11 protein-coding genes are annotated in these 15,433 nt (G+C 69.8%); 7 read left to right on the top strand and 4 right to left on the bottom strand.

Features of this window, described 5'->3' with window-relative positions; translation table 11 throughout:
* The 3 genes from treS to glgB form a co-directional block, all read left to right on the top strand.
* A partial coding sequence (gene treS, locus IE262_RS35305) for a maltose alpha-D-glucosyltransferase (RefSeq protein WP_189879529.1) occupies positions 1–1,367 on the top strand: 1,367 nt, incomplete at its 5' end.
* Positions 1,368–1,493: 126 nt separating this feature from the next.
* Positions 1,494–2,900, top strand: a complete 1,407-nt coding sequence (locus IE262_RS35300) for a maltokinase N-terminal cap-like domain-containing protein (RefSeq protein ID WP_189879527.1) — start codon at positions 1,494–1,496, stop codon at positions 2,898–2,900.
* Positions 2,901–2,965: 65 nt separating this feature from the next.
* On the top strand, positions 2,966–5,425 hold the full coding sequence (gene glgB / locus IE262_RS35295; protein WP_373305214.1) for a 1,4-alpha-glucan branching enzyme: 2,460 nt from the start codon (positions 2,966–2,968) through the stop codon (positions 5,423–5,425).
* 74 nt (positions 5,426–5,499) lie between these two features.
* On the opposite strand, the gene IE262_RS35290 is transcribed toward glgB, so the two are convergent.
* From IE262_RS35290 to IE262_RS35275, 4 genes are all read right to left on the bottom strand, one after another.
* Complete coding sequence (locus IE262_RS35290) at positions 5,500–7,794, bottom strand: HelD family protein (protein ID WP_189879539.1); 2,295 nt, start codon at positions 7,792–7,794, stop codon at positions 5,500–5,502.
* Between the two features lie 134 nt (positions 7,795–7,928).
* A complete protein-coding gene (locus IE262_RS35285; protein ID WP_134030091.1) occupies positions 7,929–8,261 on the bottom strand; it encodes a thioredoxin family protein in 333 nt (110 codons plus the stop codon).
* Entirely contained in the window at positions 8,258–8,686 is a 429-nt protein-coding gene (locus IE262_RS35280; RefSeq protein WP_134030089.1) for a MerR family transcriptional regulator, read from the bottom strand. The genes IE262_RS35285 and IE262_RS35280 overlap by 4 nt, the downstream gene beginning before the upstream one ends.
* A gap of 146 nt (positions 8,687–8,832) precedes the next feature.
* Complete coding sequence (locus IE262_RS35275) at positions 8,833–10,212, bottom strand: cation:dicarboxylate symporter family transporter (RefSeq protein ID WP_189879525.1); 1,380 nt, start codon at positions 10,210–10,212, stop codon at positions 8,833–8,835.
* A gap of 346 nt (positions 10,213–10,558) precedes the next feature.
* Here IE262_RS35275 and IE262_RS35270 point away from each other — a divergent pair, with 346 nt between their 5' ends.
* The 4 genes from IE262_RS35270 (at position 10,559) to IE262_RS35255 (ending at position 15,427) form a co-directional block, all read left to right on the top strand.
* A complete protein-coding gene (locus IE262_RS35270) occupies positions 10,559–12,253 on the top strand; it encodes a sensor histidine kinase (RefSeq protein ID WP_189879523.1) in 1,695 nt (564 codons plus the stop codon).
* On the top strand, positions 12,250–12,936 hold the full coding sequence (locus IE262_RS35265) for a response regulator (protein WP_134030082.1): 687 nt from the start codon (positions 12,250–12,252) through the stop codon (positions 12,934–12,936). Before IE262_RS35270 ends, IE262_RS35265 begins: the two co-directional genes overlap by 4 nt.
* Before the next feature lie 134 nt (positions 12,937–13,070).
* Positions 13,071–14,522, top strand: a complete 1,452-nt coding sequence (locus IE262_RS35260) for an extracellular solute-binding protein (protein WP_373305213.1) — start codon at positions 13,071–13,073, stop codon at positions 14,520–14,522.
* Positions 14,519–15,427, top strand: a complete 909-nt coding sequence (locus tag IE262_RS35255) for a carbohydrate ABC transporter permease (protein ID WP_189879521.1) — start codon at positions 14,519–14,521, stop codon at positions 15,425–15,427. Before IE262_RS35260 ends, IE262_RS35255 begins: the two co-directional genes overlap by 4 nt.
* The last annotated feature ends 6 nt before the right edge of the window (positions 15,428–15,433 follow it).

Here is a 15,433-nt window from a genome sequence, read left to right as displayed (position 1 = left end):
TGAACCACACCAGCGACCAACACCCCTGGTTCCAGGAATCAAGAAAAGACCCCACCGGCCCCTACGGCGACTACTACGTATGGGCCGACGACGACAAACAGTTCCAGGACGCCCGCATCATCTTCGTCGACACCGAAGCCTCCAACTGGACCTTCGACCCCGTCCGCAAACAGTACTACTGGCACCGCTTCTTCTCCCACCAACCCGACCTCAACTACGAAAACCCCGCCGTCCAAGAAGAAATCATCTCCGCCCTCCGCTTCTGGCTCGACCTCGGCATCGACGGCTTCCGCCTCGACGCCGTCCCCTACCTCTACCAAGCAGAAGGCACCAACTGCGAAAACCTCCCCGCCACCCACCAATTCCTCAAACGCGTCCGCAAAGAAATCGACGCCCACTACCCCGACACCGTCCTCCTCGCCGAAGCCAACCAATGGCCCGAAGACGTCGTCGACTACTTCGGCGACTACCAGACCGGCGGCGACGAATGCCACATGGCCTTCCACTTCCCCGTCATGCCCCGCATCTTCATGGCCGTCCGCCGAGAATCCCGCCACCCCGTCTCCGAAATCCTCGCCAAAACCCCCGCCATCCCCACCCACTGCCAATGGGGCATCTTCCTCCGCAACCACGACGAACTCACCCTCGAAATGGTCACCGACGAAGAACGCGACTACATGTGGGCCGAATACGCCAAAGACCCCCGTATGCGCGCCAACATCGGCATCCGCCGCCGCCTCGCCCCCCTGCTCGACAACGACCGCAACCAGATCGAACTCTTCACCGCCCTGCTGCTCTCCCTGCCCGGCAGCCCGATCCTCTACTACGGCGACGAAATCGGCATGGGCGACAACATCTGGCTCGGCGACCGCGACGCCGTCCGCACCCCCATGCAATGGACCCCCGACCGCAACGCCGGCTTCTCCTCCTGCGACCCCGGCCGCCTCTACCTGCCCACCATCATGGACCCCGTCTACGGCTACCAGGTCACCAACGTCGAGGCCTCCATGTCCTCCCCCTCGTCACTGCTGCACTGGACCCGCCGCATGATCGAGATCCGCAAACAGAACCCCGCCTTCGGCCTCGGCTCCTACACCGAACTCCCCTCCACCAACCCCGCCGTCCTCGCCTTCCTCCGCGAAGCCCCCCAAACCGACGACACCACCGACGACCTCGTCCTGTGCGTCCACAACTTCTCCCGCTTCGCCCAGCCCACCGAACTCGACCTCAGCACCTACACCGGCCGCCACCCCGTCGAACTCATCGGAGGAGTCCGCTTCCCCGCCATCGGAGAACTCCCCTACCTCCTCACCCTCGCAGGCCACGGCTTCTACTGGTTCCGGCTGCGGCGGGAGTACGGCGAGTAGCGCTACGCACCACTGGTCACAGCTTCTGGCCACCCTGAGAGCGGGACGGTTTCCGCCGTCCCGCCCTGGGAACCCTTCACGCAACCCGACGCTCCTCCGCCACCCGACGCGGAAAGGACGCATTCCATGTCGGAAGTCGTTACGCACTCCGCTCGTACGGCCGGTCCCGCTCTGCTCGCGTCTCTCGATCCGCTGCTGCGGGAGTGGCTGCCCCGGCAGCGCTGGTTCGCCGGCAAGGGCCGGCCGGTCACCGGGTTCACCCTGGTCGCGGCGACCGAACTGCTGCCCGTGAACGCGAAGCTGGGGCTGCTCCACCTCCTCGTACGGGCCCATCAGCCGCTCGTGCCCCTCCAGACCGCGGCCGCGCACCCCGCCGACTGCTACCAGCTGCTGATCGGGGTGCGCGAAACTCTGCCGCCACGGCTCGCGCCCGCGCTGATCGGCCACCTGGAGGAGGGACCGCTGGCGGGGCGCACGGTGTACGAGGCGCTGCACGACCCCCGGCCCGCCGACGTGCTCCTCGAAGCACTGCGCACGCGGGCCCGCGTGGGCGAGCTGCGCTTCGAACGGGACATGGGGCAGGAGATCCGGTCGGAGCTGGTACCCCGCATGGTGACGTCCGAGCAGTCCAACTCGTCCGTCGTATATGGAGATACGTTCATCCTGAAGCTGCTGCGGCGGATCGTGCCCGGCACCAATCCCGACCTGGAGCTGCCGCTGATGCTGGCGCGCGAGGGGTGCCCGCGAGTGCCGGCCCCGGCGGGCTGGATGATGGCGGACCTCGCCTCCTGCGACGACTCCTACGTCCTGGGCGTGCTGCAGCCCTTCGTGCAGGGCGCGTCCGACGGCTGGGAGCTGGCACTGCGGGAGCTGGCCAAGGGAGAGGACTTCGGCGCGGAGGCGCGGGCGCTGGGGCGCGCGACGGCCGAGGTGCACACCGCGCTGGCGCGGGCGCTGCCGACGGTCACGCTCGGGCGGCCCCAGCTGGAGCTGCTGGTGGCCGGGATGACGCAACGGCTGGAGGCGGCCGCGCAGGCGGTACCGGCGCTGCGGCGGTACGCCCCCGGGTTGCGCTCGGCCTTCGCGGCGCTGGCCGATCTGGCGGCCGAGGGCCGCACCTGGACGGCCCAGCGCATCCACGGGGACCTGCACCTGGGCCAGTGCCTGCGGTCGCCCGACGGCGAGTGGTCGCTCATCGATTTCGAGGGCGAGCCCTCCAAGTCGCTCACCGAGCGCCGTTTGCCCCAGCCCATCGTGCGGGACGTCGCGGGAATGCTGCGTTCCTTCGACTACGCGGCCCACGCCCACCACCCCACGGAGCCCGACTGGGCGTGCCTCTGCCGGGCCGCGTACTGCGCCGGGTACGCGGAGTTCTCCGGGGTCGACCCGCGGACCGACCCCGTGCTGCTGCGCGCGTACGAGACGGACAAGGCGGTGTACGAGGTCGTCTACGAGGCCAGGCACCGCCCCGACTGGCTGCCGGTGCCGCTGGCGGCGATACGCCGGCTGGCAGCGAACGACGACACCCCCTGACGCTCTGATGCTCTGACGCTCTGATGCTGTGACCTGGCTGTGCCTGTGCCGAGGAGGCCATACCCGTGACCGCCCGTCCCCCGTCCGACGACCGTACGAACGCCATTGAAGGCAGGGCCACCGCGAAGAAGACCACTGGGGCGAAGAAGGCTGCCGCCAAGAAGACAGCTGCCAAGAAGACGGCCACCAAGAAGACGGCTGCCAAGAAAGCTGCTGCGAAGAACCCCAGGGCGTCGAAGAAGGAGACCGAGGCCGTCGCACGGTCTCCCCAGCCGTCGGTCCCGGAGGCCACCGGCACCGAAACCGGCGTACGCATCCCCGAGCCGCGGACGCCGTGCTCGCCCGCGGTGGACGGCGGGGACCGGGAGCGCTTGCTCAGTGGTACGCATCATCAGCCGCACGCCGTGCTCGGGGCGCATCCCGCGCCCGGGGGTGTGGTGTTCCGGGCGTTCCGGCCGTACGCGCTGGGAGTCACCGTCGTCACGGACGAGTTGCGCGCCGATCTGCACGACGACGGGGACGGGTTCTTCTCGGCCGTCCTGCCGCTGAGGGCCGTTCCGGCGTCGTACCGGCTGATCGTCGCGTACGAGGGGACGGTGCGGGAAACCGAGGACGCGTACCGTTTCCTGCCCTCGGTCGGGGAGCTGGACCTGCATCTGATCGGCGAGGGGCGGCACGAGGAGCTGTGGCGGGCGCTGGGCGCGGAGCCGATGGTGCACCAGGGCGTGACCGGCACCCGCTTCACGGTGTGGGCGCCGAACGCGCGCGGTGTGCGCCTGGCCGGGACGTTCAACTTCTGGGACGGCACGGGGTATCCGATGCGCTCGCTCGGCTCCTCCGGGGTGTGGGAGCTGTTCGTGCCGTCGATCGGTGAGGGTGAGCTGTACAAGTTCGAGATCACCCGGCCGGACGGGACGAGGACCCTGCGGGCGGACCCGATGGCCCGCCGTACCCAGACCCCGCCGGAGACGTCCTCCATCGTGCACGCGTCCCACTACGAGTGGGGCGACGCGGAGTGGATGACGCGCCGGGCGGACCGCCCGGCCCACGAGGCGCCGTTCTCGGTGTACGAGGTGCACCTGCCGTCCTGGCGGCCGGGGCTGACGTACCGGCAGTTGGCGGATCAGTTGCCCGCGTACGTGCGGGACCTCGGCTTCACTCATGTGGAGCTGCTGCCGGTGGCCGAGCACCCGTTCGGCGGCTCGTGGGGCTACCAGGTCACCGGTTTCTACGCGCCCACGGCCCGGCTCGGTACCCCCGACGACTTCAAGTACCTCGTCGACCGGCTCCACCAGGCCGGCATCGGCGTGATCATGGACTGGGTGCCCGCGCACTTCCCGCGGGACGACTGGGCGCTCGCGGAGTTCGACGGGCGTCCGCTGTACGAGCACCAGGATCCGCTACGGGCCGCGCACCCGGACTGGGGGACGCTGGAGTTCGACTACGGGCGCCGGGAGGTGCGGAACTTCCTGGTGGCGAACGCCGTGTACTGGTGCGAGGAGTTCCACATCGACGGCCTGCGTGTGGACGCGGTCGCCTCGATGCTGTACCTGGACTACTCGCGCGAGCCCGGACAGTGGACGCCGAACGAGCACGGAGGGCGCGAGAACCTGGACGCGGTGGCGTTCCTTCAGGAGATGAACGCGACGGTGTACCGGCGTGCGCCCGGTGTGGTGACGATCGCCGAGGAGTCCACCGCCTGGGACGGCGTCACGCGGGCCACGCACCACATGGGTCCCGGTGGCTTCGGCGGCCTCGGGTTCGGGCTGAAGTGGAACATGGGCTGGATGCACGACTCGCTGGACTACATGTCCAAGGACCCGGTGCACCGCAGGTACCACCACAACGAGATGACGTTCTCGATGGTGTACGCGTACAGCGAAAACTACGTGCTCCCGATCTCGCACGACGAGGTCGTCCACGGAAAGAGGTCGCTGGTCTCCAAGATGCCGGGCGACTGGTGGCAGCAGCGCGCCAACCACCGCGCGTACCTCGGCTTCATGTGGGCCCACCCCGGCAAGCAACTGCTGTTCATGGGGCAGGAGTTCGCCCAGGGAGCGGAGTGGTCGGAGGGACACGGCCCGGACTGGTGGCTGCTGGACCCGGCCTACGGCGCGGAGGCCGACCACCGGGGCGTACGCGACCTGGTCCGCGACCTGAACGCGGTCTACCGCGAGGCTCCGGCCCTGTGGGAACGGGACACCGTCTCCTCGGGATTCGCCTGGGTCGCGGGGGACGCGGCGGAGGACAACGTGTTCGCGTTCCTGCGGTTCGCGGCGGACGGGGCACCGTTGCTCGCGGTGTCGAACTTCTCGCCCGTGGTGCGGCACGAGTACCGGCTGGGGGTTCCGGACGACGTGCCGGCGTGGCATGAGGTCCTGAACACGGATGCGGCCGCGTACGGCGGCAGCGACGTCCGCAACCCGCATCCCGTGAAGCCCGAGCCACAGCCCTGGCACGGCCGCCCCGCAAGCATCCGCCTGGCGCTCCCCCCGCTCTCCACCCTCTGGCTCCGCCCCGCGTAGCCGTTTGCGCCCCCGCCGGCCGTGAAAGATCCGCCCAGTAGGGGCGCCGGGGGCGACCCAGCCCCGCCGCACCCTCACCCCACGCCCGCCACCAGCCCCTCCGGCAGCTCCCCCTCGTGCACGACGCCCAGCATCTGCGTCGCACGGGTGAGCGCCACATACAGGTCGCTCGTACCGAACCGCCCCGGCTCCACGACGAGCACCGAGTCGAACTCCAGGCCCTTGGCCTGCCGGGGGTCGAGCAGGACGACCGTGTGCGTCAGGTCCGGCTCCCCGCCCGCCGTCACGCCGTCCAGCCGGGCGGCCAGCGCCCGGTGCAGGTCGCGCGGCGCGATCACCGCGAGACGCCCCTCGGCGGGCGTCAGTTCGGCGACCGCCTTGGCCACCTCGCCGGGCAGGTCGCCCAGGGCCTGGCGGACCCAGGGGCGCACCCCCGTGGAGCGGACCGAGCTCGGCGGCTCGAAAGCGGGGTTCTCGGCTCGTACGATCCCCGCCGCGAGCTCCATGATCTCGGCGGGGGTGCGGTAGTTGACGCCGAGGCGGGTGTGCTCCCAGCGGTCCTCGACGTACGGCTGGAGGATGCCGGCCCAGGAGCCGACGCCCGCTTCCTCGGCGGTCTGGGCGGGGTCTCCGACCAGGGTCATCGAGCGGGTCGGCGAGCGCCGCATCAGCAGCCGCCACGCCATCGGCGACAGCTCCTGCGCCTCGTCGACGATGATGTGCCCGAACGCCCAGGTACGGTCGGCCGCCGCGCGCTCGGCGGCGCTGCGGTGGTCGTCCTCCTCCTGCCGTTCGGCGAACCGCTCGGCGTCGATGATGTCGTGCGCGGACAGCACCTCGGACCCCTCGGGGTCGCTGTCCTCCTTGTCCTCGAACTCGTACGTACGGGACGCGTACGACACGTCCAGCACGCCCTGCGCGTACGCGATCTGCTCCTCCCGCTCGCGCTCGGCGGCGGCCCGTGCCACCCGGTCGTCCACGCCGAGGAGTTCGGCCGCCTCGTCGAGCAGCGGTACGTCCGCCACGGTCCACGCCCGCGTCACCGGGCGGCGGATGGCGGCCGCGTCCGCGTCGGACACGTACCCCTCGGGCGCGGCGAGGAAGTCGGCGAGGAGGCGCTGCGGGGTGATCCGGGGCCACAACTGGTCGATGGCCGACCACACTTCGGGGTTCTCGGCGAGTTCGTCGCGGATCTGGGTGATGTCGCTGGGGTCCAGCAGGTTGGAGCCGTCGTAGGGGTCGGTGCCGATGCGTTCGGCGACCATGTCGGTGAGCGTGTTGAGGATGTGGCCCTCGAAGTGCTCGCGCGCCACGTTGTGCGGGAGCTTCGCGTCGCGGGTGCGCTCGCGGGCGACCCGTACGAGGTCGTCGTCGAGCATGAGGATCTCCCGGTCGTGCTCGATGGCGATCACCGGGTCGGGGAGCGCCTGCCGGTCGCGTACGACGGCGGCGAGGACGTCGGCCATGTCGGCGCGGCCCTTGACGCGGGCGGCGTCCGGGGTGTCCCGGGCGGTGGCCTTCACCCCGGGGAACAGCTCGCCGACCGTCGCGAGCAGGACGCCCGTCTCACCGAGGGAGGGCAGCACCTCGCCGATGTAGCCGAGGAAGGCGGGGTTGGGGCCGACGATCAGGACGGCACGCCTGGCGAGAAGCTCGCGGTACTCGTAGAGCAGATAGGCCGCCCGGTGCAGGGCGACGGCCGTCTTGCCGGTGCCCGGACCGCCCTCCACGACCAGCACGCCCCGGTGCGGTGCGCGGATGATGCGGTCCTGGTCGGCCTGGATGGTCTGCACGATGTCGTGCATGCGGCCCGTGCGGGCCGCGTCCAGCGCGGCGAGCAGCACGGCGTCGCCGGTGGGGTCCTCGTGGCCGGTCCGGGTCCGGTCGCCGAGGTCGAGGATCTCGTCGTGCAGGGCGGTGACGTCACGGCCCTCGGTGGTGATGTGCCGACGGCGGCGCAGCCCCATGGGGGTGTGGCCGGTGGCGAGGTAGAAGGGGCGGGCGACGTCGGCCCGCCAGTCGATGAGGATCGGTGTGCGGTCGGCGTCGTCGGCGCGGATGCCGATACGGCCGATGTGGTGGCTGACGCCGGAGGTCAGGTCGATCCGGCCGAAGCAGAGCGAACCGTCCACGGCGTTCAGTGCGGCGAGCAGCCCGGAGCGTTCGGCGACGAGGATGTCCCGCTCCAGCCGCGCCTGCATGGGCGTGCTGCCCTGTGCCAGCGCGTCCGAGACGGAGACCTCGGCGTCCCCGCGCAGGGCGTCCACGCGTACGTACAGTCCGTCGATGAATTCCTGCTCACGCCGCAATTCATCGTCGGAGAATTCTTTGTGCGAGCCCCTGTTTGACAATTCCGCTCCCGCCCGGATATACTTCGTTCAATTGAACTTCTCCGCGACCGGCTTCCGTTAAGTCGCGAACCATTGAATATACGCAGAGAAATCCCCCGAGCGCAATTACTCGGGGGATTTCTTCGTGTCAGGAGCCGGTGTCAGGAGCCGTGTCACAGCACGTCGGACAGCTCCTCCAGCAGCCGCCGCTTGGGGCGGGCGCCCACCATCGCCCGTACGGGCTCACCGTTCCGGAACAGCATGAACGTCGGCATCGACAGCACCTTGTACGCGTTCGTGGTGGCCGGACTGGTGTCGACGTCCAACTGGACCACCTTCAGCCGTTCCCCCTCCTCCGCGGCGAGGGCGCTGAGCACCGGCGCCATCTGCCGGCACGGCGGGCACCAGTCGGCGGTGAACTCCACCAGCACCGGCAGCTCCGCCCCGATCACCTCCACATCGAAATCCGCGTCCGTCACCTCGGCCACTCCCGCTGCTCTGCTCATGTCGCCCGCCCTCCCAGCTCACACTCGGGCTCCGGACCGCCCGGAACCCCCGCCTCGGCCGCCAGCTCGTCCCGCGCCCTCTCGGCCCGCGCGAGCTGATCCGCGACCTGCGCGCGGACGGCCGTCAGCTCGCCGATCAGCGCGTCGAGCTCGCCGAGCTTGCGGCGGTAGACCGCGAGCGAGGCCGGGCAGGAGTCGCCCTCCGGGTGCCCGGCCCGCAGACACTCCACGAACGGCCGCGTCTCCTCCAGGCCGAAGCCGAAGTCCTGCAACGTACGGATCTGCCGCAACAGCCGCAGATCATCCTCGTCGTACGTCCGGTACCCGTTGCCGCTGCGCCGCCCGGGGAGCAGCCCCAGCGACTCGTAGTACCGCACCGCCCTCGCGGTCGTCCCGCCGCGCGCCGCCAGCTCGCCGATTCGCATGGGCCGACGGTATGCCTTGACGTCGGCGTCAAGGCAACGGCCGCCCGAGTCCGGGCAGCAAAACGACCGAGCGGCCGGATCCACGGGGGGAGAATCCGACCGCTCGGGGTTGGGGGGACGTTCGGCTGAGCGCCCTTTGCCGGCGCCTACGCCTTGGCCAGCGCCTTCTCCCCGCCCTGCTCGGCCTCCGAGTCCGTCACAGTCTCGGAACCCTCGTCGAGAAGCGTCCGCTCGTCGAAGGGCAGCTGCCCCGCGAGCACCTGCTCCACCCGCTCCTTGTCGATCTCCTTCGTCCACGTACCGATCAGGACCGTGGCGACCGCGTTGCCCGCGAAGTTGGTCAGCGCGCGGGCCTCGCTCATGAAGCGGTCGATACCCACGATGAGACCGACACCGTCCACGAGCGCGGGCTTGTGGGACTGGAGGCCACCCGCGAGGGTGGCGAGCCCCGCACCCGTCACACCGGCCGCGCCCTTAGAGGCGACCAGCAGGAAGAGCAGCAGCGGGATCTGCTCGCCGATCGACATCGGCGTACCCATGGCGTCGGCGATGAACAGGGACGCCATGGTCATGTAGATCATGGTGCCGTCGAGGTTGAAGGAGTAGCCGGTCGGAACGGTGATGCCGACCACCGGCTTGCTGACGCCCAGGTGCTCCATCTTCGCGATGAGCCGCGGCAGCGCGGACTCGGAGGAGGAGGTGGACAGGATCAGCAGGAACTCACGTCCCAGGTACTTGAAGAACGTGAGGATGTTCAGGCCCGCGACGATCCGCAGCAGCGCGCCGAGCACGATGAAGACGAACAGGACGCAGGTGATGTAGAAGCCGATCATCAGCACGGCGAGGCTCTTGAGCGCGTCCAGACCGGCCGACCCGGTGACGGCGGCGATGGCGCCGAACGCACCGATCGGGGCCGCCCACATGATCATGGCCAGGATGCGGAACACGAGCCGCTGGATGTGCTCGATACCGCGCAGGATGGGGGTACCGACCGAGCCCATGGCCTGGAGCGCGAAGCCCGCGAGCAGGGCGACGAACAGGGTCTGCAGGACCTCGCCCTCGGTGAAGGCGGAGACGAGCGTGTGCGGGATGATGCCGAGCAGGAACTCGGTGGTGCCCTTGGCCTCCGCGTCGACCTGCGCCTGGCCGGTCTCCTTGATGGCGTCGGTCACCGCGAGGCCGGTGCCCGGCTGGAGGATGTTGCCGACGACCAGGCCGATGCCGAGGGCGACGAACGACATCACCACGAAGTAGCCGAGGGCGATACCGCCGACCGCGCCGACCTTGGCGGCCTTCCGTACGGAGCCGATGCCCAGGACGATCGTGCAGAAGATGATCGGCGAGATCATCATCTTGATCAGGTTCACGAAGCCGGTGCCGATGGGCTTCAGCTCGACCGCGAAGTCGGGAGCGATGAGGCCCACAGCGATGCCGAGGGCCACGGCAACGATCACGGCGATGTACAAGTAATGCGTGCGGTCCCGCTTGGCGGGTGCGGTAGGTGCCGTATCTGTGGTGCTGGCCACGGCTGCCCTCCTCGTCGACGACGTCGTCGGCTCGCTCTTCCGGCGTGCGGCTCACGTCCGGGGGTGGTGCGGAACGAGCTCCCAGGCTGGGAGAACGCCCCTCGGAATCGTGGGAGTGGGGGTCCCAGGGGGTTGGGAGACGGGCTCCCAGGGGCGGGAGACAGGCTCCCAGGGGCGGGAGACGGGCTCCCTGCGGCTCGGGATCGCGGGTCCCGAATCGGGAGGCGTGCACCCTTGCGGCAGGGTGATCGCTCCCTTGCGATGGGGTGACTATCTCCCGCCCTGTGAGGGCGGTCACCCTTCCGTTCATTGAGTTCACGCTTGTACGTGGAGGCAGACTGTTGGCATGCGCTTCCCTCGCGCCTCCCGCGTCCTCAGACCCCGCAGCCTGGCAGGTCAGCTCTTCGCCGTCCAGGCCGTACTGCTGGCGGTCGTGGTCGTCGGGTACGCGCTGTTCACGTACGTCAGCGACCGCTCCCAGGCCGAGGAGGCGGCCGGCCGCCAGGCGACGGCCGTGGCCCGCACGGTCGCCGACTCCCCCTCCGTACGCCAGGCGATCCACACCGAGAATCCCACAGCGGAGCTCCAGCCGTACGCGCTGAAGGTGCAGCACGACGCCGAGGTCGACTTCGTCACGATCATGAACCCCGACGGCATCCGCTGGACCCACCCCGACCCGGCCCAGATCGGCCAGCACTTCCGCGGCCACATCGAGCAGGCGCTGAGGGGCGAGACCTTCACCGAGACGTACACGGGCACACTCGGGGCGTCCGTGCGCGCGGTCACCCCCATCGAGGAGGGCGGCAGGATCATCGGCCTGGTCAGCGCCGGCATCCGGGTCGAGGCGATCAGCGCCCGCGTCCAGGAACAGCTCACCGCGCTGATCGGTGTCGCGGCCGGAGCGCTCGCCCTGGGCGGCCTCGGCACCTACGTGGTCAACGCCCGGCTGCGCCGCCACACCCACGGCATGAACGCCACCGAGCTCAGCAACATGCACGACTACCACCAGGCCGCACTGCACGCCGTGCGCGAGGGCCTGCTGATGCTGGACGGCCAGTACCGGGTCGCGCTGTTCAACGACGGCGCGCAGGAACTGCTCGGGCTGACCGACGACGTGGTCGGCCGCTCGGTCGCCGACCTGGGCCTGCCCACCCCGCTCACCGGTGCGCTGCTGGCGTCCGAGCCGCGGGTGGACGAGGTGCACCTGACGGCCACCCGCGTGCTGGTCGTGAACACCTCCCCCGTCTCCGGCGGCCATCGCCGTGGCACGGTCGTGACCCTGCGCGATGTGACGGAGCTCCAGTCGCTGATGGGCGAGCTGGACTCCGAACGGGGCTTCACCCAGGCTCTCCGCTCCCAGGCGCACGAGGCCGCGAACCGGCTGCACACGGTCGTCTCCCTGATCGAGCTCGGCCGCGCGGACGAGGCGGTCGACTTCGCGACGGCGGAACTGGAACTGGCCCAGGCCCTGACGGACCAGGTGGTCGCCGCGGTCAGCGAGCCCGTCCTGGCGGCCCTGCTCCTGGGCAAGGCGGCCCAGGCCAACGAGCGGGGCGTGGAACTGGTGGTCTCCGAGGACAGCCGCATCGACGACGGCCTCCTCCCGGAGTCCCTCTCGGCCCGCGACCTGGTCACCGTCCTCGGCAACCTGATCGACAACGCGGTGGACGCGGCGCAGGGGACGGCCGGGGCGCGGGTGACGGTGACGGCGTACACGACGGAGTCCGATACGGGGGCCGAATTGGTGCTGCGGGTCGCCGACACCGGCGCGGGCGTGGACCCGGCCCACGCGGAGGCCGTGTTCGAACGCGGCTTCTCGACGAAACCGGCAGGCCCCGGCGGCCGCGGCCTCGGCCTCGCCCTGGTCCGGCAGACCGTACGCCGCAACGAGGGCACGCTGACGGTGACGGAGGCCACCGGGGGCGGGGCGGAGTTCGAGGTCCGGCTGCCGTTGCCTACGGTGGGGTCCGCCCGGGCCGGCGCGGAGACGGAGACCGCTCGGTCCGCCGTGCCCGGAGCCGTGCCTGGAGGCCACGTATGACAACCGAACCCATCCGTGTCCTGGTCGTGGAGGACGACCCGGTGGCCGCCGACGCGCATGTCATGTACGTCGGCCGGGTGCCCGGCTTCATGGCGGTCGGCAAGGCGCACACCGGAGCGGAGGCGCGCCGCGCACTGGACCGGATGCCCGTGGACCTGCTGCTGCTGGATCTCCATCTCCCGGACGTGCACGGACTGCAACTCGCCCGTTCCCTCCGCGCCGCCGGCTACCACGCGGACGTGATAGCGGTGACGTCGGCACGGGACCTGGCGGTCGTACGGGAGGGGGTGTCGCTGGGCGTGGTGCAGTACGTCCTGAAGCCCTTCACCTTCGCCACGCTGCGGGACCGCCTGGTCCGTTACGCCGAGTTCCACGCGGCGGCGGGCGAGGCGAGCGGCCAGGACGAGGTGGACCGCGCGCTGGCCACCCTGCGCGCTCCGGGGCCGGCGGCGCTGCCCAAAGGGCTGAGCGCGCCCACCCTGGAGAAGGTCACCGTCGCCCTGCGTGACTGTGCCGAAGGGCTGACCGCGGCCGGGGTCGCGGAGGCGGTGGGAATCTCACGGATCACGGCCCGGCGGTATCTGGAGCACCTGGTGGAGGCGGGGCGGGCGGCACGCAGTCCGCAGTACGGGACGGTGGGGAGACCGGAGTTGCAGTACCGGTGGGTGAAGGGCCACCCGTAGGCCCCCGGGGGGCGGGGCCGCCGAGGTCGCCAAGTCCGGGCCCGCGCAGACACATTGACCTGACAAGGGCGACCCTCGTACGTTCACTGGGCAGCAAACTTCCGGCCACAACGAGGTAGGCCCGCAGGAGGTCGTTGCCCGTGCGCTCCACCGCCGTCCGCACCCGCTCCACCGCCGCCCGCATCCGCCCCAGTGCCCCACGCACCGCGCTCGTCGCCCTCGCCCTCGCCGCCACCGGGCTCACCGCCTGCGGCAGCGGCTCCGGCAGCGACCCGGACACGGTGAAGGTGTCCTTCAAACAGTCCACGGACAACTCGGTCCGCGTCATGGACACCTTCCTCGCCGATATCAAGAAGCAGTTCGAGAAGGCGAACCCGGGGAAGAAGGTCGAACTCATCCCCATCAAGGCCCCGGACTCGGAGTACTACACCAAGGTCCAGCAGATGCTCCGCTCACCGAAGACGGCGCCCGACCTGGTCTACGAGGACACCTTCCTCATCAACTCCGACATCACGAGCGGCTATCTGAAACCCCTCGACCCGTATCTGTCCCAGTGGAAGGACTGGGACCAGTTCATCGACACGGCGAAGACGGCCGCCAAGGCCGAGGACGGGAAGACGTACGGCGTCCCGGACGGCACCGACGCCCGCGGCCTCTGGTTCGACAAGGGCATCTTCGCGAAGGCCGGACTGCCCTCCGACTGGCAGCCGAAGACCTGGGACGACGTCCTGACGGCCGCCCGCACGGTCAAACGCAAGGTCCCCGGCGTCACACCGCTCAACATCTACGCGGGCAAACCGGCGGGCGAGGCGGCGGCGATGCAGGGCTTCCAGATGCTGCTGTACGGGACGAGCGATGGGTCGAGCGACGGGGCGGGCGACGGGTCGAGCAACGGAACGTCCGACCCGCTGTACGACAGGGCGAGCAAGAAGTGGGTCGCCGGGAGCAAGGGCTTCAGGGACGCCCTGGCCTTCGTGGAGACGGTCTACAAGGAGAAGTTGGGCCCGGACGTCTCCGTCGCCCTCGACCCGAACATCCAGACCATCGTCCGCGGAGAACTCCTCCCCAAGGGGAAACTCGCCATCGACCTCGACGGCTCCTGGCTCCCGCAGGACTGGCAGAAGGGCGCCGGCCACGAGTGGCCGGAGTGGTCCGAGAAGCTGGGCCTGGCCTACATGCCGACGCAGAACGGACAGTCCCCCGGCAAGGTGAGCATGTCCGGCGGCTGGACCTGGGCGATCCCGGACAAGGCGGCCAACCCCGACCTGGCCTTCGAGTTCATCAAGACGATGCAGACGAAAGCCAACGCCCAGAAGTGGTACATCGCCAACTCGGGCATCGCGGTACGCAAGGACGTCGCCGAGGACCCCGACTACATCAGTGCGCAGCCCGGCATCAAGTTCTTCACCGACCTGGTCCCGAGCACCCACTACCGGCCCGCGTTCCCGGCGTACCCCAAGGTCTCGACGGCGATCCAGGAGGCGATGGAGGGCGTGACGACCGGTGATGTGTCGGTCGAGGAGGCAGCGCGCGGCTACGACGACACCCTGAAGTCGGTCACGAACGACCAAGTGATCGAGAAGTGAGCCACGAAGCAGGCACAGCGGAAGCGAGCCGGAAAGGGCGTGCGGCACTCGGACGCTCCCTCACCCGCGCCCTCCCCGTCGCTCCCGCCCTCGTCCTCCTGCTGCTGTTCCTCGCGGGCCCGATCGCGTACTGCGCGTACATCGCCTTCACCGACCTCCAGCTCACGGGCCAGGCCCAGGAGTCGTTCGTCGGCTTCGACAACTTCCGTAAGGCGTTCGAGGACGAGGCCTTCCTCAACGCCGTATGGCTGACGCTGGTGTTCACGGTGCTGAGTTCGCTGATCGGGCAGAACACGCTCGGCCTGGCACTGGCGTCACTGATGCAGCGGGCGTCGAAGCCGGTCCGTACGCTCGTGGGCGGGATCGTGATCACGGCGTGGGTGCTGCCGGAGGTCGTGGCCGGTTTCCTCCTGTACGCCTTCTTCCGCCGCGAGGGCACCCTGAACGCCCTCCTGGACTGGCTCCATCTCCCGTCCCAGAACTGGCTGTTCACGCTCCCGATCCTGGCGGTGTCGTTCGCGAACGTCTGGCGGGGCACGGCCTTCTCCATGCTGGTCTACTCGGCGGCCCTGAACGAGATCCCCAAGGAGATCACGGAGGCGGCCGAGGTCGACGGCGCGGGCGGCTGGCGCCGGCTGTGGCACATCACGCTCCCGATGATCCGCCGCTCCATCGGCACGAACCTGATGCTGAACACGCTCCAGACGCTGTCGGTCTTCGGCCTGATCTGGGTGATGACGCGCGGCGGCCCTGGCGACAAAAGCCAGACCCTCCCCCTCTTCATGTACGAACAGGCCTTCCAGAACAGCATGATCGGCTACGGCACGGCGGTGGCCCTGCTCCTGCTCCTCCTCGGCTCACTCGTCTCGGTCATCTACCTGCGCCTGCTCCGAACGGAGGTCTGAGCCGCC

Source organism: Streptomyces bluensis, assembly GCF_014650715.1.
Taxonomy (GTDB): domain Bacteria; phylum Actinomycetota; class Actinomycetes; order Streptomycetales; family Streptomycetaceae; genus Streptomyces; species Streptomyces bluensis.
Note: the sequence above shows the minus strand (reverse complement) of the source record. Positions and strands in the feature narration are given on the sequence as shown.

Bases quoted from the DNA above. Each gene is read 5' to 3' on its own strand.
- IE262_RS35270 (WP_189879523.1), top strand. From the start codon at position 10,559: ATGCGCTTCCCTCGCGCCTCCCGCGTCCTCAGACCCCGCAGCCTGGCA.
- IE262_RS35265 (WP_134030082.1), top strand. From the start codon at position 12,250: ATGACAACCGAACCCATCCGTGTCCTGGTCGTGGAGGACGACCCGGTG.
- IE262_RS35300 (WP_189879527.1), top strand. From the start codon at position 1,494: ATGTCGGAAGTCGTTACGCACTCCGCTCGTACGGCCGGTCCCGCTCTG.
- IE262_RS35285 (WP_134030091.1), bottom strand. From the start codon at position 8,261: ATGAGCAGAGCAGCGGGAGTGGCCGAGGTGACGGACGCGGATTTCGAT.
- IE262_RS35280 (WP_134030089.1), bottom strand. From the start codon at position 8,686: ATGCGAATCGGCGAGCTGGCGGCGCGCGGCGGGACGACCGCGAGGGCG.